Source organism: Bradyrhizobium sp. DN3 (assembly GCF_041357655.1).
Taxonomy (GTDB): Bacteria; Pseudomonadota; Alphaproteobacteria; order Rhizobiales; family Xanthobacteraceae; genus Bradyrhizobium.
In genome coordinates this window covers 24,456-44,430 of record NZ_JAULLN010000044.1, presented here as the reverse complement: position 1 = coordinate 44,430, position 19,975 = coordinate 24,456, and the positions used below count along the sequence as shown (strand labels likewise).

At 63.2% G+C, this 19,975-nt stretch carries 16 protein-coding genes and 1 pseudogene; 8 read left to right on the top strand and 9 right to left on the bottom strand.

Going from position 1 to position 19,975, the window contains the following annotated elements; genetic code table 11:
- Positions 1-220: 220 nt before the first annotated feature.
- Positions 221-1,729, bottom strand: a complete 1,509-nt coding sequence (locus AAE027_RS36880; protein ID WP_370990725.1) for an amidohydrolase family protein — start codon at positions 1,727-1,729, stop codon at positions 221-223.
- Between the two features lie 681 nt (positions 1,730-2,410).
- Positions 2,411-3,151, bottom strand: coding sequence for a Crp/Fnr family transcriptional regulator (locus AAE027_RS36875; RefSeq protein ID WP_370990726.1), 741 nt, complete (start codon positions 3,149-3,151; stop codon positions 2,411-2,413).
- A 486-nt stretch (positions 3,152-3,637) separates the two neighbouring features.
- Here AAE027_RS36875 and AAE027_RS36870 point away from each other — a divergent pair, with 486 nt between their 5' ends.
- The gene (locus AAE027_RS36870; protein WP_091892272.1) at positions 3,638-4,042 is read left to right on the top strand and encodes an EF-hand domain-containing protein; all 405 of its coding nucleotides are present in this window, start codon (positions 3,638-3,640) and stop codon (positions 4,040-4,042) included.
- 59 nt (positions 4,043-4,101) lie between these two features.
- On the opposite strand, the gene AAE027_RS36865 is transcribed toward AAE027_RS36870, so the two are convergent.
- The gene (locus AAE027_RS36865) at positions 4,102-4,509 is read right to left on the bottom strand and encodes a hypothetical protein (protein ID WP_091892274.1); all 408 of its coding nucleotides are present in this window, start codon (positions 4,507-4,509) and stop codon (positions 4,102-4,104) included.
- A 487-nt stretch (positions 4,510-4,996) separates the two neighbouring features.
- On the opposite strand from AAE027_RS36865, the gene AAE027_RS36860 reads away from it, so the two are divergent.
- From AAE027_RS36860 to AAE027_RS36840, 5 genes are all read left to right on the top strand, one after another.
- Entirely contained in the window at positions 4,997-6,799 is a 1,803-nt protein-coding gene (locus AAE027_RS36860; protein WP_370990727.1) for an adenine deaminase C-terminal domain-containing protein, read from the top strand.
- Between the two features lie 151 nt (positions 6,800-6,950).
- Positions 6,951-8,741, top strand: a complete 1,791-nt coding sequence (gene gcl / locus AAE027_RS36855; protein WP_370990728.1) for a glyoxylate carboligase — start codon at positions 6,951-6,953, stop codon at positions 8,739-8,741.
- A gap of 12 nt (positions 8,742-8,753) precedes the next feature.
- Entirely contained in the window at positions 8,754-9,539 is a 786-nt protein-coding gene (hyi, locus tag AAE027_RS36850) for a hydroxypyruvate isomerase (RefSeq protein WP_370990729.1), read from the top strand.
- Between the two features lie 83 nt (positions 9,540-9,622).
- A complete protein-coding gene (locus AAE027_RS36845) occupies positions 9,623-10,525 on the top strand; it encodes a 2-hydroxy-3-oxopropionate reductase (protein ID WP_370990752.1) in 903 nt (300 codons plus the stop codon).
- A gap of 115 nt (positions 10,526-10,640) precedes the next feature.
- Positions 10,641-11,024, top strand: coding sequence for a DUF1236 domain-containing protein (locus tag AAE027_RS36840; RefSeq protein ID WP_370990753.1), 384 nt, complete (start codon positions 10,641-10,643; stop codon positions 11,022-11,024).
- 42 nt (positions 11,025-11,066) lie between these two features.
- Here AAE027_RS36840 and AAE027_RS36835 read toward each other — a convergent pair whose 3' ends face one another.
- The 3 genes from AAE027_RS36835 to AAE027_RS36825 all read right to left on the bottom strand — a co-directional run bounded on the left by AAE027_RS36835 (position 11,067) and on the right by AAE027_RS36825 (position 12,706).
- Entirely contained in the window at positions 11,067-11,444 is a 378-nt protein-coding gene (locus AAE027_RS36835; RefSeq protein ID WP_091892286.1) for a VanZ family protein, read from the bottom strand.
- Between the two features lie 76 nt (positions 11,445-11,520).
- Positions 11,521-12,129 (bottom strand): thiamine pyrophosphate-dependent enzyme, encoded by a 609-nt coding sequence (locus AAE027_RS36830; RefSeq protein WP_370990730.1) that lies wholly within the window; start codon positions 12,127-12,129, stop codon positions 11,521-11,523.
- A gap of 10 nt (positions 12,130-12,139) precedes the next feature.
- Positions 12,140-12,706 (bottom strand): thiamine pyrophosphate-binding protein, encoded by a 567-nt coding sequence (locus AAE027_RS36825; RefSeq protein WP_370990731.1) that lies wholly within the window; start codon positions 12,704-12,706, stop codon positions 12,140-12,142.
- 244 nt (positions 12,707-12,950) lie between these two features.
- Here AAE027_RS36825 and AAE027_RS36820 point away from each other — a divergent pair, with 244 nt between their 5' ends.
- A complete protein-coding gene (locus AAE027_RS36820; protein WP_370990732.1) occupies positions 12,951-14,000 on the top strand; it encodes a hydroxyacid dehydrogenase in 1,050 nt (349 codons plus the stop codon).
- Positions 14,001-14,222: 222 nt separating this feature from the next.
- Positions 14,223-14,435, top strand: a complete 213-nt coding sequence (locus AAE027_RS36815) for a hypothetical protein (protein ID WP_370990733.1) — start codon at positions 14,223-14,225, stop codon at positions 14,433-14,435.
- Between the two features lie 95 nt (positions 14,436-14,530).
- Here AAE027_RS36815 and AAE027_RS36810 read toward each other — a convergent pair whose 3' ends face one another.
- From AAE027_RS36810 to AAE027_RS36800, 3 genes and pseudogenes are all read right to left on the bottom strand, one after another.
- A complete protein-coding gene (locus AAE027_RS36810) occupies positions 14,531-15,112 on the bottom strand; it encodes a GNAT family N-acetyltransferase (RefSeq protein ID WP_370990734.1) in 582 nt (193 codons plus the stop codon).
- A gap of 6 nt (positions 15,113-15,118) precedes the next feature.
- A pseudogene (locus tag AAE027_RS36805) lies at positions 15,119-17,475 on the bottom strand (Orn/Lys/Arg family decarboxylase).
- Positions 17,476-17,764: 289 nt separating this feature from the next.
- Positions 17,765-19,969, bottom strand: coding sequence for a xanthine dehydrogenase family protein molybdopterin-binding subunit (locus AAE027_RS36800; RefSeq protein WP_370990735.1), 2,205 nt, complete (start codon positions 19,967-19,969; stop codon positions 17,765-17,767).
- Positions 19,970-19,975: the final 6 nt, after the last annotated feature.

Here is a 19,975-nt window from a genome sequence, read left to right as displayed (position 1 = left end):
CGCGACGGAGCTATTACAACGAAATACTGCCGGCCTTTTTCAACGGAATCGGCCCATCAGAGAAGCGAGGCCTCCTCGGATTGAGGTCCGCTCGGTGAGGAATAGCCGACTAGATTTGCTCACCCCGAGTTCTCCGCATTTTGACCTTGAGCCGAAGTCGGATTTGCAGCAGCCGCGCGTCCATTGCCAGCGGAGCTAGCCCACGCTGTTGGCACCGTTCCTAGGCGGCGCGAACGTAGCCGTAGCGCAGGTTCGACGGTTGCTTCGAAGCTTGCGTGTACTCGTTCTTGAGCGCCGCGAGGCGGTCCTCGGAGAAGGCCGGCATCCTGGTATTCTCGGCCGCCTTCAGCTTGATCTTGTAGAATCTGGTTGCGTTGCCCGCGAAGATCAGCTGCTTGGTAGCGCTGTTGGCGTCGCCAAGCGCCGCAAAGCCGTACTTCTTCTGCATATCCTCCGGGATTTCGAGCCGGCGCAGCGCCTCGATCTGCCACTGCGGTGAGCCGTACCAGACCGAGTCGGTGCCCCACATGACGTGGTCAACACCCATCCCCTTGATCAGCGTGCCGATCAGCGCGGCGCAGAACTTCGGATGCGCCACCGCCGAGTTGGCAAAGGACGTGCCGAGCTCGGCATAGACGTTGGCGACGCCGAACTTCTGCGGGATTTCCGCGAGATCGGTGGCCCACTGGATACGGCCGGTCTGCTCGAAATCCGCCCACGCATGATCGGGTAGCTCGAGGAACGGCCGCAGCGCCGAGTGATAGATCACGAAGTTCATCTGCGGCCAATCCTTCGCGGCTTTTCCGATGTCCCACGCCGTTGCATATTCCCAGACGCCGGCGAACGACTTCTCATAATCGGGCGGCAGCAACCCCTTGTGGATACACAGCGTGTTGATGCCGGCCTTCACTGCTTTCTCGTAGAACGGATACATCACCTGCTCGTCGTCGAGCCGCCATGGGAACTTCGAGGGCGCCAGCGGATCGCCAATCGTGTAGGACTTCCAGGAATCCGGTTTGTAGACCTCGATCGCCTTGTCCACCTCGTCCATCCAGCCGGGTTGCTTGGGGGTGATGACGCTATGCGCCAGCAGGCGGCGCGAACCGGCGAAGTCGTTGATCAGTTCTCGCGCCTTGACGATCTGCTCATTGGACAGCAGCCACCAACTCGGGTCGTCGAAGGGCGCGCCGCTCAGGAGCGCCATGTTGGTGTCGCTGTCGTAGTAGATCTCTTTCACATAGTTCTGGAACTTGTAGCGGGCGAGCGAGGAGACGCCTTCCTCCTTCATCTTCGGATTCCAGTGCTGGCTCGCAAAGTCCGCCAGCCCCAACAGCTCCTTGTGGTCGAAGTCGTCCCGCACGAAATGAGTCTGGACGTCGAAGATGAATTGGCCTGCAAGGCTCTGCGCGCGGGCCAGCATCAGCTCGGGCTCGCGGGCTTCAGCGGGCGCGACCTGGAAAACATTGCCGTAGATGTCGTTCATGGCGAGGAACGCTGCCGCCATGCCGCAGCTCGTGTGCAAGAACTGCCTGCGACTCAAGCCGAGGTGCCTGCCGTTAACATCGGCGAGCTCGTTGATCCGTGCCTCGACTTTCTTTTGCGTATCGCTCTGCGGGGGCGGGAGATACTCGCCATTGGAGACAATCTGGGTCGGGATAGGCGTTGCCGCCGATGCCGCCTCCGCGCCCGCGACGAGACGCTGTTCTCGCTCACTAAGCCAGGTGCTCATTGTTCTCCTCCCGCTTGTTGGCCGTCGACCGTGCTAGGCGCGCATGAGGCGCGTGTGGCTACTCCCAATCAGTTGGCAGGAGCGACTAGGCGTACCTCTCCGGTTCAGCTACGCATGAAGCCATCACGCGCCCGAAGCCTAGGCGAATCTCTGCATCGCTTCATCCTGCGAGAGCGGCAGACATACCCGAGAAACCACTTGCAGTTGTGGGTATCCGCGCTGATTCAATGCTCAAACTTCTATTCGCGCAAGCGATGTGATCCGACAGTCACGCTGTCCCAACGCCGCATCACTCTGTCATCTGATCGATTTCAGTCGAAGTGAAAGGCTCGTTGCTCAAATGGACTGCGTCGGCTCATGCCCCCGAGCCGAACACCGCAGCAGCGGCTGCCATCTCGACTCTCTGCCGGAGATCCTCATACGGTGGCTGCGTTAACTGCTGCTTTTGGACCCATAGCCGACCTCAACGCGCAGTGTTCGAATAGCGCATCCGATATGGACCGCTTCAGCGCTTGGTCATGGACCAGCGCTTTTGACCCGTTACGGACGTTGGGGTGGGAGATCCTCACCGCATTGGGCCGCAGCCCGGTCAGAAGGATGCGCATCCGGCGATGCTATTCGAGCATCGTGCTCGCCGGTTTTACGCGGACGCGCCGAAACGGCTAGCATCGCCCGTTTCATCTACTGGATCGGCAGATCGAAAACGCGAGATGCCGCTGCACTCATAGAGAAGATCTTCTCGAGTTCGAGCCGCATGGTGTCGCGGCATTCGCACGCCACCGCAGCGAGCCGCGATGAGTCGATCTCGATTTCGCCTCGCCGCTCAGATCTGATCGCTCCGGAAGCGCGCAGATTGCGCATCAGTAGCGTCACCGTCGTTCGTCGTACACCCAACATCTGCGAAAGCGCGTCCTGGGTGAGAGGCAGGACGTCCTGGTTGATGCTGTCGTGAAGTTGAAGCAGCCAGCGTGCCATACGGGCTTGGACGGGATGCAGTGCGTTGCAAGCCCCGCCCAATTGAAACTGCATCAGCATCGCCTTGAAGTGCAGCTGGACTACGTGCCGGATCGCAGGACTCCGGCTGAAAGCGGCATGGAAACGCGCTGCCGGGATCCGCGAGGCCGTCCCCTCGGCACGAACGATAGCCGTAACGGCCGCAGGGGACGGCCCCAGCACGGAAAGAGTGCCCACTGCTCCCTCGCGCCCTATTGCGGCGCTGGCGACCGTCTGCCCATTCGCCATATCGACCATCACCGAAACGGCGCCACTATGAGGGAAGAGGACGTGCTCGGTGTGATCCCCCACCCGCGAGACGACCTCTTCCCGATCGAGAGTTACCATCTGTAGGTCGGGTGCCAGAAGATCGAAGTCCGCGGTCGGCAGTGCTGCCAGAAGCCGGTTACCAACTCCGCTTACAAGCATCACTGCAGCCCGATGCGAAACATCCGCCCCATCGCATTTCGAGCGGCATATGGCGACAACCTCAAACTTTGTTTGAATTCGCGTATGCTTTTCGCTTCGAAATCCAATTCAGATGCGAAAGCTCTTAACCGCAAAAATGAAACTCCAAGCACACGCGACGCGGGGGGCGAATTCTGCTGTTGCAGGATCATTCAATTAGATCCGAGCGCCACGCCGACACAATTGCAAAATGGGTATGGGTAACATCATAAGGGGTTCCCGCCGTTGGCCCGATGCTGCCTAGCTCGAAGCTCGCCCGAGCGTCGGCTGCTTAGTGTAGACCGGAAGCAGCTTGCAGGCAGCGCAGACCGCCGATTCTGACCCGAAGCTACTCTTGCACGCGGTCGCAGTGTGTGCGGGGTGCGTAGGCGAAGGCTGGGACCAGAGGATCGATATTACTCGTGCCGAATTAATGAGACAGGCTACACGTTTCGGAGGAGGTTCGAAATGTACACGCGCGTTCTGGGACTCACGATATCTGCTCTCATGCTGACGTACGGCCCGGTCGGTGCGATCGCACAAGACCGAATGACACCCCAGCCAGATCAGCAACAAATGCAATCCCATCCCACGGGCCAGGAAGGCGCGAGCACGATGGGGCAAGGCGGCATGATGGGGCACGGAATGATGGGAGGACGTATGATGGGGCGCGGCATGATGGGTGGGAGCGCGATGGGATCACCCTTTATGATGCGCATGATGTTCGCTCTGATGGACGCCGACGGCGATGGGACCATCTCACTGCAGGAGTTTCAGGCAGCTCACGAGCGGATTTTCAAGGCAATGGACAGCAATAAAGATGGCAAGCTGACCCTGGAGGAGATGCAAGTGTTCATACACGGCACCAGGTGATCGGCTCCGGCGCGGATGGCGCGCGTCGCGTGCGCCATCCGCCCCCGAAGAAATGAGCCTTAAGCCTTCAGGTCCGTGATCCGCATAATCGCGACCACACTCCCATCGTTGTACGCCTGTTCTTTCGTGTCCTTGTTGCAGGTCCAGACAAAATTCTTCTTGCCCGTAAAGGTCTTTCCCTCCTGGTCAAGCCGAAGCTCCCCTTCGGTGATATGGCAGACCATGGCATTCATCATCGGGGGCCCCATGGTCTTCGACCCCGGCTGCATAATGATATCGCGCATTGAGACGGTCTTAAAACCTGGGATCAGGGATGGTGTCTCGCCTTCATATTCACGCACCACGACACCTGGCCAAGGCGTCGTATCCTTGTAGCCTGTGGTTTGCGCGGCGGCTGGCTTGATCATGGCAGCCGAAGCCGCTGCCAACCCGAATCCCAGTGCAGACCTTCGATCGACCTTGCTCATCGCTTTTCTCCCGACATTACCGAACGAGCCGTTGCATAAGCAGCGCACAAAGTTCGTGGTGAACGGTGGAGCGAAACCGAAAAAAGGACGGTCTCTAAGAGAGCGTGCCTGCCGATAGCACTAATGCCGCTCATTTACCCGGACGGTGATTTCGGCACGTCCCGCCTCAAGGGCAGTGATATTCTACGTCACCTGACGCATCCGGGGAACAGGTGGCGACGCACGAAGACACTGCGGCCGAATGTCCGGAATTTGGCCCATCGGCGACCTTCAACTATGTCTGCTGTTTGTGCCACTGTTGAGGGACGAGCGGACATCTGGAGCGCCCAAACTAAGCGCGTGATTTATGAGTACATGCCATAGCGGAAATTAGAAGGCGGGGCGCGTCTGCCCAATCCGTAAGCACGGGTGCCGTATTATTTGAGTTGCCCTCGCCGCCATCGGCGGCAACCATCGCCGGGCTGCCCATTCCCACGCGAGAGCCCCGATGACCAAGCTCACCCGCTTCTCCGTCGCGCCGCTGCACAGCATGACGCGGCGCCTCACCGATGTCGCATCCGCACGCGCCGCGCCGGATCTGATCGTCACCGGCGCGCGGGTGCTCTCGACCTATTCGGAACGTATCCATCCGGGCCGGGAAGTCTGGATTACCGGCGGCCGCATCGCGGCGGTGAAGCCGGCCGGTGCAGCGAAGAAGGTGTGGAGTGACGTGCCGCTCTATGACGCGGCCGGCGGCATCATCGCGCCCGGCCTCGTCGATCCCCACATCCACATCGAATCCTCGATGGTGACGGCCTGCGCCTATGCCGAGGCCGCGCTGCTCAACGGCACCACCACGATCTTCTGCGACAGCCACGAGATCGGCAACGTCATGGACGTCGCCGGTGTCGAGGCGATGCTGGAAGATGCGCGCGAGGCGCCGCTCTCGATCTTTTTGACAGTGCCGAGCACAGTGCCGGCAACGTCGGCGGAATTGGAGACCGCGGGCGGCGACCTCACGCCGGACAAGATTGCCGGGCTGTTCGACCGCTGGCCCGAAGCGGTGGCGCTCGGCGAGAAGATGGATTTCGTTCCGGTGACGATGGGCGACGAACGCAGCCACGCTATCCTGGCGGCGGCGTTGAAGCGGGGACGGCCGGTGTCCGGTCACGTCTATGGCCGCGAATTCGTCGCGGCGTATGCGGCGAGCGGCGTCACCGACACGCACGAGGCGATCGACCGCGACATCGCCGACGACCTGCTCGACGCCGGCGTCTGGGTTTTCCTGCGCGGCGGTCCGCCGACGACGCCCTGGCATTCGCTGCCGCAGGCGATCCGGACCATCACCGAGCTCGGAGCCTCGCACAAGCGCACGGCCGTGTGCACCGACGACCGCGATGCCGACGACCTGCTGCTGTTCGGCCTCGATTGGGTGGTGCGCGAAGCGGTGAAGGCGGGCATGTCGCCGGAGCAGGCCTGGTCGATGGGCTCGCTGCATGGTGCCACGCGCTTCGCCATGGACGGCGATATCGGCGGGCTCGGTGGCGGCCGCCGCGCCGATCTCGTGCTGATGGACGATCAGCTCAAGCCGCAATGCACCTGGTATGGCGGCGAGCTCGTGGTCGAGCACGGCAAGATCACCTCCCGGCTCGATCAGGCGCTGTCGCAGCGCTATCAATATCCGAAGGCTGCTTATGCCACCGTGAAACTGCCCGAAAAGGTCAAGCTGACGCCGGAACTGCCGGCAAAAGCTTGCACCGTCAATGCGATCAAGACTGCGCTGCCCGGCATCACGTTGATCCACGAGAAGGTCGCGATCGAGCCCGCAAAAGACTGGCCCTCGCTGTTCGCGCGCTACGGCCTGTGTTTCGTTACCGTGGTCGAGCGTCATGGCAAGTCCGCCGGCAACGTCGCGTATGGCCTGTTGAAGGATTTTGGCCTCAAGCGCGGTGCGGTCGCCTCCAGCGTCGGGCACGACAGCCATAACATCATCGTCGCTGGAACCAACGAGGGCGATATGCAGGTCGCGATATCGGCGATCAGGGAGCGCCAGGGTGGCGTCTGTGTGGTAGCCGACGGCAAGGTGAGGGCACTGGTCCCGCTGCCGATTGCGGGCCTGCTCTCGGACAAGCGCGTCACGGAAGTGGCCGAAGAGGTCAAGGCGCTGAAGAAGGAATGGGCAGAGGCTGGCTGCACCATCCCCTACATGGGCTTCAATTTGATTCCGCTATCGGTCATTCCGGAAATTCGCATCACCGACAAGGGCCTCGTGCTGGTGCCGCAGATGGAGCTGGCGCCGCTGTTCGAGTGAGGCACTTTCACGCATTTCTCCATCTAACCGATTGAGACCACCGCGATTTTTCCGCGGCTGCCGCATCGTGGAAAATAAAATCGATCTCGTTGAGATCGCATCTTGTGCGCCCGATCATCTCGCTCGCTGACGCAACCAAGCGAGGTCCGATATGGCGAAGATGCGAGCCGTCGATGCAGCCGTGCGTATTCTGGAGAAGGAAGGCATCTCCACCGCCTTCGGGGTTCCCGGCGCGGCGATCAATCCGCTCTACTCGGCGCTGAAGAAGCGCGGTTCGATCCGCCACATCCTGGCGCGCCATGTCGAGGGCGCTTCGCACATGGCGGAAGGGTATACGCGGGCCAAGGCCGGAAATATCGGCGTCTGCATCGGCACTTCGGGGCCGGCCGGCACCGACATGATCACCGGGCTCTATTCGGCCATCGCCGATTCCATTCCGATCCTCTGCATCACCGGACAGGCGCCTCGGGCACGGCTCTACAAGGAAGACTTCCAGGCGGTCGACATCGAGTCGATCGCAAAGCCCGTGACCAAATGGGCGGTGACGGTGCGCGAGCCCGCGCTTGTGCCGCGCGTGTTCAGCCAGGCCTTCCATGTCATGCGCTCCGGCCGCCCGGGCCCGGTGCTGATCGACATGCCGCTCGATGTGCAGCTCGCCGAGATCGAGTTCGACGACGAGACCTATGAGCCGCTGCCGCTTTACAAGCCGGCTGCGACGCGCAAGCAGGTCGAAAAGGCGCTGGAGATGCTCAATGCTGCCGAGCGTCCGCTGATCGTCGCGGGCGGCGGCATCATCAACGCCGATGCCTCGGATCTGCTGGTGGAATTCGCCGAGATCGCGAACGTGCCTGTGGTGCCGACGCTGATGGGGTGGGGAGCGATTCCCGACGATCACGTGCTGATGGCCGGTATGGTCGGGCTTCAGACCAGCCACCGCTACGGCAACGCCACGCTGCTGGAATCCGATTTCGTGCTCGGCATCGGCAATCGCTGGGCCAATCGCCACACCGGCTCGGTCGAGACCTACACCAAGGGCCGTAAATTCGTTCACGTGGACATCGAGCCGACGCAGATCGGACGCGTGTTCAATCCCGATCTTGGCATCGTCTCGGACGCGAAGGCTGCGCTCGAATTGTTCGTCACCGTCGCCAGGGAGTGGCGCCGGTCAGGCAGGCTCCGCGAGCGCCAGGCGTGGCCCGCGTCCTGCCGCGATCGCAAGAAGACGATGCTGCGCAAGAGCCATTTCGACAACGTGCCGATCAAGCCGCAGCGCGTCTACGAAGAGATGAACAAGGCGTTCGGGCGCGACACCACTTATGTCACCGTGATCGGCTTGTCGCAGATCGCCGGCGCGCAATTCCTCGGCGTTTACAGGCCGCGCAACTGGATCAATGCGGGGCAGGCCGGGCCGCTCGGCTGGACGCTGCCGGCAGCGCTCGGCGTGCGTGCGGCGTGTCCGGAGCGAGAGATCGTCGCGCTGTCAGGCGATTACGACTTCCAGTTCTTGATCGAGGAGCTTGCGGTCGGCGCGCAGTTCAATCTGCCCTACATCCACGTCGTCGTGAACAATTCCTATCTCGGTCTGATCCGCCAGGCCCAGCGCGGCTTCGACATGGACTATCACGTCCAGCTCTCTTTCGAGAACATCAACGCGCCCGAGATCGGCGTCTACGGTGTCGACCATGTTGCGGTCGCCGAAGGCCTCGGCTGCAAGGCGATCCGCGTCACCGACCCGAAGGACACGCAGGCGGCGTTCGCCACAGCGCGCGAATTGATGGCAAAACATCGCGTGCCCGTCGTGGTCGAATTCATCCTCGAACGCGTGACCAACATCGCCATGGGTACGGAGATCGACAACATCGTTGAGTTCGAAGAAGTGCTCGATCTGCCGCTCGACGAGGTCGGAAGCGCTCGGTCTGGCGTGTTGCAGCCGGCCGAATAAGGGGACAGCATCATGCCGAAATTCGCCGCCAACCTCACCATGCTCTTCAACGAGATGCCGTTCCTCGACCGCTTCACTGCTGCGAAGGCGGCGGGCTTTTCCGGGGTCGAGTATCTCTTTCCCTATGATTTCGACAAGGCGCAGCTGCGTGAGCAGCTCGAGGCGCACGGCCTCACGCAGGTGCTGCACAATTTGCCGGCCGGCAACTGGGCGGCGGGCGAGCGCGGCATCGCGATCTTGCCCGAACGCACCGCCGAATTCCGCGACGGCGTGTTCCGCGCCATCGACTACGCCAAGGCGCTCGATTGCGAGCAGCTCAATTGCCTCGTCGGCATCGCACCTGCCGATGCCGAACGGCGCGAGCTCAATGAGACGCTGGTTGGAAACTTGCGCTTTGCGGCCTCGACGCTGGCGCGGGAGAACATCAAGCTACTGGTCGAGCCGATCAACACGCTCGACATTCCCGGCTTCTATCTCAACGGCACCGAGCAGGCCGTGCAGCTGATCTCCGAGGTGCGGTCGAACAACCTGTTCATCCAGTACGACATCTATCACATGCAGATCATGGAGGGCGATCTCGCCCGCACCATGCAGGAATATCTGCCCCAGATCGCCCACATCCAGCTTGCCGACAATCCTGGCCGCCACGAGCCCGGCACCGGCGAGATCAACTATCCGTTCCTGTTCCGCCACCTCGACGCGATCGGCTATCGCGGCTGGATCGGCTGCGAATACAAGCCGCGCACCACGACGCTGGAGGGACTCTCGTGGCACGCGGCGCAGACGTTCGAGACGTGAGAGCGTAGCCACAGCGACGGTGCACTCCCTCTCCCGCTTGCGGGAGAGGTGCAGCGAGCGCCGATCAAATTTCGCTAATTCAACTGAGAGAAACGGACATGACCAACATCGGCTTCATCGGACTTGGCACCATGGGACGGCCGATGGCCGGCCATCTCCTGGCGGCGGGCCATCGCGTTTTCCTGCATGATGCCGCACCGGTCGCGCCCGATCTGATCGCGGCCGGCGGTATCGCCTGCAAGTCGGGTAAGCAGGTTGCCGAGGAGGCGGACGCGGTCATCATCATGGTGCCGGACACGCCGCATGTGGAAGCGGTGCTGTTCGGCAAGGACGGAGTGGCGAGCGGCATCTCCAAGGGCAAGATCGTGGTCGACATGAGCTCGATCTCACCGCTGGCAACGAAGGAGTTCGCGAAGAAGATCGAGGCGCTCGGTGCGGATTATCTCGACGCGCCGGTGTCGGGTGGCGAGGTCGGCGCCAAGGCGGCGAGCCTCACCATCATGGTCGGCGGGCCCGAGCGAGCCTTCAACATCATGAAGCCGGTGTTCGACAAGATGGGCAAGAACGTCACCAGGGTCGGGGCCAATGGCGACGGGCAAACGACGAAGGTCGCCAACCAGATCATCGTCGCGCTGACGATCGAGGCGGTGAGCGAGGCGCTGTTGTTTGCGTCGAAGGCCGGCGCCGATCCGGCGCTGGTGCGGCAGGCGCTGATGGGCGGCTTTGCATCATCGCGGATTCTCGAAGTACATGGCGAGCGCATGGTGAAGCGCAATTTCGATCCCGGCTTCCGTATCGAGCTGCACCAGAAGGATCTCAACCTCGCGCTCGAAGGCGCGCGTGCGCTCGGCCTCTCGCTGCCAAGCACGGCGGTGGCGCAGCAATTGTTCTCGTCCTGCACAGCTCATGGCGGCAAGGCCTGGGATCATTCGGCGATGGTGCGGGCGCTGGAACTCATGGCGGGGCATGAGATCGCCGCGGCCTAGACTGTTACGGGGTAACAGTCTCCAGAATTGACACGTCTTTGGCCGTCCAGGAACCGGAACAATGCTCCGGCCCCGCGGGTTGAAGGTGTACAACAATCACTGGAGGCGTAAGGACATGAAAACCCGTCTTGCGATTACGTTGGCTGCTGCGTCGCTGCTGGCGTCGAGCGCCGCCTTTGCTCAATCGACCACCGCCCAGGGCGCTGCGGACGGCGCGCGCGCGGGCGGCGACATCGGCGGGCCGGTCGGCGCGATGGTCGGCGGCACCGTCGGTGCGGCCGTTGGCGCCGGTTTGGAAATTCCGAATGCGATTCTGGGCGGAATCCCGCGCGATGATTCCGTGGTAATCCGCGAGCGCGTCGTGGTTGGCGAGCCGTTGCCGCCGACCGTGGTGCTGCGCCCGGTACCGAACTACACGGAGTATCGCTACGCGGTCGTGAATGATCGCCGCGTGATCGTCGAGCCGCGCACGCGCCGCGTCGTCAAGATCATCGACTGATCTGCGCAAGCTACGCGCTGATAAAATGGGCCCTGCGGAGTGTCACTCCGCGGGGCCTTCGCTCGTCAGGACCGAATTTGCGCGAAGCCGGGCGGTGGCCCAATCGGCGGCGGCCGCGAGCACAAAGCCCAGGCAAGCCGTGAGCGCGTCGACCAGAAAATCCTCCAGCCGCGCATGGCGACCGGGTGCCCAAAATTGCATCAGTTCGAGCACGCCGATCAGCACGACCGCGGCCGCTGCGGTCAGCAGGCGTCGCTGCCGATAGGCGAGGCCGAAGGCCAGTCCCACCAGGATGAAGGCGAGCGCATGTTCGCCGTCCTGGCCGAAGTCGGAATGGGGCCGGAGGCCGGGGGGACCGAGGGTTGCGAATGTGACGGCGGCCGCGAGCAGCCAGGCAAAGGAACGAACCAAAAGGGACATCCGGCTCGCTTAGCACAGATTTGCACCGGGCCGTATAGTCCCGCTATCAGATCGACGTGTAGTTAATGACGAAATATTAAAGTGGCTGGCGCACGCCGAGGCCGTGCATGAAGCGTTCCCGTATCTGCACGGGGTCGCGCCGGGTGGTGCCGACGCCCGGCTTGTCGTCGATCCGGACCGCGATCAGGCTCGGCTCGGCAGCCGCCATGGCATTCTCGATCAGGCGCTCGAAATCCTCCTCGTCCGCGGCCCAGGCGCTGTTGGCGAGGCCGGACCCGACGGCGATGGCGACGATGTCGGCGACATCAGCGGCCGGTGTCGGCTGTGCGCCGGTAATTTGGTAGATGCCATTGTCCATCACGATCATCGTGAGGTTCTTCGGCTTCAGGGCTGCAATCGTCGAGAGCGCGCCGAGCTGCATCAGCAGCGAACCGTCGCCTTCAAGCGCGAAGACGCGGCGGTCGGGCTGCGCCAGCGCCACCCCGAGCCCGATTGGGAAGGCGAGGCCCATGCTGCCCAGCATGTAGAAATTCTGCGGGCGGTGGCCGGCGGCCCAGAGATCGAAATTGGTGTTGCCGATGCCGCCGATCACCGCTTCCTCGTTTCCGAGCTTCGCGATCAGGCGCGAGGTGACGTCGAAACGGTTCATCACCTTGGTGTTGCGCGCATTCAGATTTGAGCTCATTTGGCCGACCTCACTTGTCGAACACCTTGCCGCCGGTGAGCAGCGGGCTCAGGATCAGCGCCACCGGCGCCTGCGTAGTGACGGCCTGCTTGATCGAGCGGTCCGTGATGAATTCGAGCTCGTCGAGCCGGGTGATGGTGTGATGCTCCAGCGCCAGCGAGTCCAGCACCGGGCGCATGGTGCGGCAGACCAGCGACTGGCCGTAATTGAACTCACCGAGCGTGCCGCGCTCGGATACGAACATGATCAGCGGAATCTGGTAGGGCACTGCGAGCGAGGCCAGAACGTTGGCGAGCGTCGCAAAACCCGAGGTCTGCATCAGCACCGCGCCGCGGCGGCCGCCCATCCAGGCGCCCGAGACGATGCCGACCGCTTCCTCCTCGCGGGCGGTGGCAAAGGTGGTGAAGAAGGGATCGGCGTGCAGGTTCCTGATCAGCGGTGTCAACACCCGATCGGGCACGTAAGGCACGAGGCTGATCTCGTTCCGCTTCAGGGTTTGCAGGACGATGTCATGCCAGCTCTTGTCGCCGGCCCCTTGCGTCGCCTGCGGCGAGGTCTGCTGCTCCGCAATCGCCATTGCGTTCTCCCTTGAGCCGCGTTGTATGCTTGTTGGTCTTCGGCCGTCGCGGCGCTCTCCTGAACTTGACGCAGCAGGCGGGATTGTCAACATGTCCGGGCCGGCACCGTGATCTGCGCCAGACGGCCTGTCGTGGCCGGCACCGCCATGTCATAAGTGCGGCAACGAAAGAGTGGGAGGAAGCAGGGAGGGGGGCGCGCGCCGCGCTGGCCTTGCTGATCCCTGGAGAGCCGGAAGGGTCCTGATGTCGGTCAACAGCAAGCGTGTCGTCTACTCCAATTATTTGGCCAATCCGATCTATATCGACATCCTCAAGGCACGGCCCGACGTCCGGCTCGATCGCATCGAGAACGGCAGCCCCGAAGACGTCTATGCGCCGCTCCTCGGCGCTACCCATGTCTACCAGGTCGGCGCTGCCCGCGACGAGCTCGCCCCGCATTTCCATGTCGATGCCGCTTTCCTGAAGCGCGCGCCGAATTTGCTGCTCGTCTCCAGCAACGGCGCCGGCTTCGACCCGGTCGACGTCGAGGCCTGCACGGCCGCCGGCGTCGTGGTCGTCAACCAGTCCGGCGGCAACGCCCATTCCGTTGCCGAGCATGCGCTGGCGATGATGTTGACGCTGTCCAAGCGCATCATCCAGTCGGACCGACGGCTGCGCCGCGAGCGCGACGTCAACCGCAACGAGCTCGTCGGCAACGAGGTCGAGCGCAAGACCGTCGGCATCATCGGCCTCGGCAATGTCGGCCGCCGCATCGCCGCGCTATGCAAGGGCCTGCTCGGCATGAAAGTGCTGGCCTATGACCCCTATTTGTCGGCCGAGGTGATGGCCGAGCGGGGCGGGGAGAAGGTCGAGCTCGACGAACTCCTGCGCCGCGCCGATTTCGTCTCGATCTCCTGTCCGCTCAACAAGGGTAGCCGCAACATGATCAGCGTGCGCGAATTCGCGCTGATGCAGCCGCATGCCTATTTCGTCACCACGGCGCGCGGCTTCATCCACGATGAGGACGCGCTGCTCCAGGCGTTGCGCGACAAGCGCATCGCCGGCGCCGGCCTCGACGTCTGGTCCAAGGAACCGCCGCCGCCGGAGCATCCGCTGCTGCAGCTCGACAACGTGCTGGCGAGCCCCCATACCGCCGGCGTGACGATCGAGGCGCGCCAGAACATGGGCCGCATCGCCGCCGAGCAGGTGCTGGATGTGCTGGACGGCAAGCGCCCGCCGCGCATCATCAATCCCGAGGTCTGGCCGCACTTTGCGGAGCGCTTCAAGCAGGCGTTCGGCGTGACGCCGGGGTAGGGACAGCTACCCTCTCTTCTCGTCATTCCGGAGCTATGCGAGAACTATGGTGCGCAATTGCGCGCCTGAGAATCTCGAGTTCCGGGCTCGGCCCTGCGAGCCGCTCCGGGAGGGAGCGAAGAAAACAACGTCCGACCTTGATCCGCGTCAAAATCTCCTTTCCCTGTCCGGCCTAAATGGGATTAGAGTGCCGCCGGGGCTGACGGGGGCGCAGGAGGTCCCATGTCAACTTATGTCGTCAGGTTCATGAAAGACGTGCTCGGCGACTATGGCCGGCAGATCGAGGTGTGCCAGGGCACGCTCGAGATCGACGCCACCGATGAGGACGAGGCCAAGGAGCGGGCCAAGGCGAAGTTCTGTAAGGACCAGGCGTTGCATCACTGGTCGCTGCATGCCGACCGCATCCAGGTCAGACCGGCCGATTTTCCGTCATGAAGATCTAAATCGCGATGAGATTGTCATCGCGCTTTAGCTTAGTGTTTGCGCATGATCTTTTCGGAAAGCCGCTGCACACTTTTCCGGATCATGCTTTACCGGCCGGGCGCCGTGATCGGCGGAGGTGCCGTCGTGCCTGCGCCGAGCGACCGCTGCACCATCACGGTATCGGACCAGCGGCCGTGGCGATAGGCGACGCCGCAGAGCAGGCCGGCGCGCGCGAAGTCGAACTTCTCGTGCAGCGCCAGCGAGGGCGCATTGTCGGCATCGATATAGCCGATCATCTGGCGGAAGCCGGCCGCCGCGCAGGCATCATCGATCAATTCCTGGAGCAGCAGCCGTCCGATCCCGCGGCCGAGATGCTCGTGGTGGACGTAGATGGAATGCTTGGCGGTGTAGCGATAGGCCGGTCGCTTGCGGAACAGCACGGCATAGGCATAGCCGACCACCTCGCCGCGATAGGTCGCGACCAGATGCGGCAGGCGGGTCTGCTTCAGGTTCTTGCGTCGGTCGCGCAGATCGTCCGGCTCGGGCGCGCCGGTTCCCTCGACATCGCGCGGCACGCCAGCGCGGACGTGATGGCGGTAGATCGCCAGCATCGCCTCGACATCGCTTTCGCGTGAGGGCCTAATCAGGACCGGCTCGTCACCCGCGCGCGCAATCGCTGTTTCGTTCATCGGCACCTACTCGGCAACGACATAAGTATAGAGCCCGATGCGGCCGTTCGCATCGATCTCCTTGTAGACGCCTTGGATTTCCACATCGAACCCTGGAAATGTGTTGAAGCAGGTCTCGAACATCTTGAGATAGTCGATCATGGGCTTCGCCCGTTCCGTAAGCCTTTCGCCTGGAACGATGGTGGCGATGCCGGGCGGATAGACCACGAATGGCGTGGTGGCGATGCGGCCAGCGATCGCCTCGATCGGCAAATAATCGACGTCGTTGCGGAACAGATAGCGCGCGGCTTTGCGGGGTGGCATCGCGATCTCAGGCCTGTGCTCGGGCATGAACTGCCGCGCCTGGAGCGCGCTGACATCGGCGGCGCGGAAGAAGCGGTGCATCTCGCCACAGAGGTCGCGCAGTCGCACGCCGGCATAGCGCGCCTGCCGCCGCTGGTAGAACTCGGGGATGACGTCAGCCAGAAGCGCATTGTCGTCGTGCAGCTTCTTGAACGCGACGAGGCCGGAGATCAGCGTGCCGGCCTTGCTGGCCTCGACGCCGGGCGTGAGCAGGAAGAGCAGGGAGTTGAGGTCGTTCTTCTCGGGGACGATGCGGTTCTCGCGCAGATATTGCGCGACGACCGGCGCGGGGATGCCGTGCTCGGCATAGGCGCCGGTGCTGCGATCGAAGCCGGGCGTCAGCAGCGTTAGCTTGTTCGGGTCCGTCATGGCAAAGCCTTCGGTGAGGCCGGGGAATCCATGCCAGGTGCTGTCGGGGGAGAGCTGCCACAGGGCGGGATTGGTGGCGAGCTCGTCGGTCGAGAGCGTTTCCCACGCGACGTTGTGCGCGGTGCCAGGGCGGCTGACATCGGGAATGGCGACGCGATCCGGGACGAACGGTTCGAAGAACCAGCGCCGGTCCGGATTTTGCTCCTTCTCCTCGAACTCCCGGCGCATCGCGCGGATCTTCTTGCGCAGCTCGATGCCGAGGCGGATCGTGTCGTCCCACAGCACTTCGCCGGAGCGACCCTTCATCATCTGTGCGCCGACGTCGAGCGAGGCAAACAGCGGATAGAACGGTGACGTCGACGCGTGCTGCATGAAGCTCTCGTTGAAGCGGCGGTGCTCGACGCGCCGCTTCTGGCCGCGGATATGGCGGTCCTTGATGTGGATCTGGGATGCCTGCGAGAAGCTCGCGAGCTGCTTGTGGGTCGACTGCGTCGCGATGATGCCGGGCGCCTCGGGGGGAAGGTTCGCAAGCCCCATGGCAAAGCGGCCGGCATAGAGCGGGTGGAATTTCATGAAGCCGGCCCAGGCCTCGTCGAACAGGATGTACTCGCAGAGATGGCCGATGCGCTTCAGGATCATGTCGGCGCTGTGGATGGTGCCGTCATAGGTGCACTGCTCGACCACGGCGACGCGGAACGGCCGCTCCTTGCGCCAGGCGTCCTTGTCGGCGACCAGGGGATGATTGCGGATCGCCTCGCGCAAGGCCTTCTCATCGAGCATGTCCCAGCGCATCGGGCCGATCAGGCCCCAGGCGTTGCGGATGGTCGGCACGTAGACCGGGACACCGCCATTGATCATCAGCGCGCCGTGATGGGCGGCCTTGTGGTTGTTGCGGTCGAACAGCACGAGGTCGCCGTCGGTGACGAGGCGCCGAGCGCGACCTTGTTCGAGGTCGAGGTGCCGTTGAGCACGAAATACGTCTTTTCTGCACCGAAGATTTGCGCAGCCTCCTTTTGCGCCTTCAGCGCGGGCCCTTCATGGGTGAGGAGGTCGCCGAGATCGAGCACGGAATTGTCGAGGTCGTCGCGGAACACGGACTCGCCGAGATGCTCGACGAAGACGCGCCCGATCGGGCTGCGGTTGTAGAACACGCCGCCATTGTGCCCCGGACAGGTCCAGAGCTGGTTGCCTTCCTCGGCATAGTCGACCAGCGCACCGAAGAACGGCGTCTTCAGCGTCTCGGCATATTGCTTCAGCCGGCTGATCAGGTTCTTGGCAATGAAGGTCGGCGTCTCCTCCGACAGGAAGACATAACCGTCAATGAAATCGAGCACTTCGACCGGCAAATCCTCGAACCGCTTGCGACGGATCAAGAGGATGATGGGGAAGTCGAGGCCCCGGCGCCTCATCAGATTGATCAGCGCCGAGGTCCTGCCCTCGAGGCCCTTCTTGCCCCAGTCCACGACCATGCAGCCGATCGCGGCATCGGTCTGCACCGCCATCTCGGCATCCTCCAGCTTGCGGGCCCGGACCACCTCGAAGCCGGAGCGCTGGATCTCCTCGATGATCTGATTGAAACGGACGCCTTCGAGATCGTCGGCGTCGAACACAGGTGCGGCGAACAGGAAGTTGAAGCGCTTGAAATAGTCCATGTCGGGTCCCGAATGTGCAGGAGATACAGCTCTCGGCACATTCGATGACAGTTGGATGACAGGAGCGAGACTGGCCTGCGGCGGCTAAACTCGATCCGTCATCCTGAGGCGCGAGCGATGGGGCGCGGAGCGCCCCTTCGGGAGCCTCGAAGGATGAACGGCCGGGATGCAGCGGCTGGGCTGTCGCCCTTCGAGGCCGATATGCGGTGCGTCCGCACCGCATATCGGCACCTCAGGGTGACGATCATCTATTGGGGCTCGTTCGCAAACAGCACGACGACGCGCCCGCTCAGTCGATCAGCTTGTCCAGTGTGATCGGGAAGCGCCGGATGCGCTTGCCGGTGGCATGGTAGACGGCGTTCGCAATTGCCGCAGGCACGCCGACGATGCCGATCTCGCCGAGACCCTTGACACCCAGCCTGTTGATCCGCTCGTCCGGCTCATCGACGAAAATGACGTTGATGTCGTGAATGTCGGCATTCACGGGAATGTGGTACTCGGCGATGTTCGCGTTCATGATGCGACCGAAGCGGTGATCCATCACCGTCTCCTCGTGCAGCGCCATTCCGATTCCCCAGACCACGCCGCCCATGATCTGGCTGCGGCCCGTCTTGGTGTTCAGGATGCGTCCGGCGGCGACCGCACTCACGACCCGCGTCACGCGGATGACGCCGAGCTGCTCATCGACCTTCACCTCGGCGAAAACGGCCGAATGCGTGTTGCGGGCATGCGACTTGTCCTCGGCGAACTCGTTGAGCTTCTCCCTTTCGATCCGCTCGAGCTTGCTGTGGCGCATTACATCGGCGATCGAGACGGCACGGCTCCTGTCGCCGGCCTTGGCGACGGTTCCGTCGACGAGAATGATGTCCGACGCATCGACGCCGCCGAGTGGCGAGGCAGGCATCGCCTTGGCGTGACGCGCGAGCTCCCGGCGAATCTCCTCGGCCGCTCCTAACACGGCGTGCGCGCTCGAGGCGGCCATCCACGAGCCGCCTTCCACCGGCGCCAGCGGCAGGGTCGAGTCCGCGAGCCTGACGCTGATGTTCTCGATCGGCAGCCCGAGGGCATCGGCCGCTACTTGGGACACGATGGTGTAGGTGCCGGTGCCGATATCAGATGCGGCACAGGAGACCTCGGCATGGCCGTTCGACGTCAGAACGATGCGGACGGCGACCGGCATCTGCAGTGCTTCCCAGACGCCTGTCGCCATGCCCCAGCCGACCAGGTCGTTGCCGTCGCGCATGGAGCGCGGCGCGGGATTGCGCCGGGCCCAGCCGAAGGCTTCTGCGCCCCTGGCGTAGCATGCGCGCAGCTGCTTGCTGGTGTAGGGGAGGTCCCCGCTCTGGTCGCGATCCGAGTAACACTTCAGCCGCAGCTCGATCGGGTCGAGCTTAAGCGCGACGGCCAATTCGTCCATGGCGCATTCGAGCGCGCAGACGCCCGATGCCGCGCCCGGCGCGCGCATGTCGCAGGGGGTGGCGACGTCGAGGTGGACGAGCTTGTGGGAGAGGCGGCTGTTGGGGCTCTTGTAGAGCTGCTCCCCCCAGCCGGTATCGTTGCGCGAGAAATCCTCAAACCGCGAGGTGACGGCAATGGCTTCGTGGGTGACGGCATCGAGCGTGCCGTCAGGCTTTGCGCCGAGCGCAACGTGCTCGATGGTCATGGGACGGTAGCCCAAGCCGTACATCTGCTGCCGTGTCAGGACGACACGGACGGATCGCTTGAGCGCGAGCGCGGCGAGCGTCGCCAGCACCACCTGGTATTGCGGCCGCAGACCGGAGCCGAAGGCGCCGCCGACATAAGGCGAGAGCACGCGGATGTCGTCCGGCTTCTTTCCGAAAACGCTGCAGAGAAACTTCTGGACGTTCTGGACGCCTTGGGTCTTGTCATAGACTGTAAGCCTGCCGTTGCCGTCCCAGACGGCCGTCGTCGCATACAGCTCCATTGGGTTGTGATGCTCGCTCGGAATGACATAGTCCGCGTCGTGACGGACGGCCGCGCGCGTCAGCGCTGCTGCCGCGTTACCGCGCGGCTTGTGCGGCTGATCCACTTTGGCAGCCTTGCCGCGTTCGGATTCGAGATCGGTCGCAAACGCCTCCTGCTCGTACTCAACGCGAACGCGGGTTGCGGCAAACTTGGCGGTTCCCCAGTCCTCGGCCACGACCAGCGCGATCGGCTGGCCGTTGAACTTGATCCTGTCGTCATAGAGCGGACGGAAGGGCGAGCCCTTCTCCGGTGCCACCTCGTCCTTCCAGGCTTCGTCCTTGTCGGCGAGGGCCGGGCGATGCGCATGGGCGAGCACGTCGACCACGCCCTTCACCTTCAGCGCCTCGCTGGGGTCAAGCCGAGCGATGCGCCCGCGCGGAATGGTGGCCTCGACGACAAAGCCATGGAGGAGATGGTCTGCTGCGAATTCGCCGGCATATTTGGCGGCGCCGGTGACCTTGGCTCGGCCATCGACACGGGACGTTGGTGTTCCGACATAGGCGTTCATCGGGCC